Below are 769 nucleotides of genomic sequence, written 5' to 3' on the forward strand. Positions count from 1 at the left end.
ATGACTCAACACAACCTAGGTATTGCCTACTATCAGAGAATCAAAGGTAACAAAGCTGAGAATATAGAGACTGCCATTGCCTGCTACCAAACTGCTTTGAGAGTGAGAACCTTCTCTGCCTATCCCCAAGATTGGGCAATGACTCAAAAAAGCCTAGGAACAGCCTACTCTAGTAGAATCAAAGGTAACAAAGCCGAAAACATAGAATCTGCCATTGCCTGCTACCAAAATGCTTTGAGAGTATATACTGAATCTGACTACCCTCAAAGTTGGGCAATGACTCAAAGCAACCTAGGATTAGCCTATTCTAGTAGAATCAAAGGTAACAAAGCCGAAAACATAGAATCTGCTATTGCCTGCTACCAAGCTGCTTTGAGAGTGAGATCCTTCTCTACCTCTGGCAAAGAAGAGGAAATGACTGAACACAACCTAGGATTAGCCTACTATGCTAGAATCAAAGGTAACAACACTGAACACAACCTAGGATTAGCCTACTATAGTAGAATCAAAGGTAACAAAGCCGAAAACATAGAATCTGCCATTAAATACTACCAAGATGCTTTGAGGCTTGCCATTGGCAGAGAAGGGGCAATGACTGAACTCAACCTAGGTATAGCCTGCTATAGTAGAATTAAAGGTAACAAAGCCGAAAACATAGAATCTGCCATTAAATACTACCAATATGCTTTGACAGTATATACTGAATCAGCCTATCCCCAAGATTGGGCTATGATTCAACACAACCTAGGATTAGCCTACTATAGTAGAA

The 769-nt window shown here is 40.7% G+C and carries 1 protein-coding gene; it reads left to right on the forward strand.

All coding sequences use genetic code 11. The features are described from left to right. On the forward strand, nt 1–769 hold a 769-nt coding region (locus tag ACP6PL_RS19390; RefSeq protein ID WP_473965215.1), incomplete at both ends, for a tetratricopeptide repeat protein.

It is taken from the genome of Dapis purpurea BLCC-M126, assembly GCF_050015975.1.
GTDB lineage: Bacteria > Cyanobacteriota > Cyanobacteriia > Cyanobacteriales > Microcoleaceae > Trichodesmium.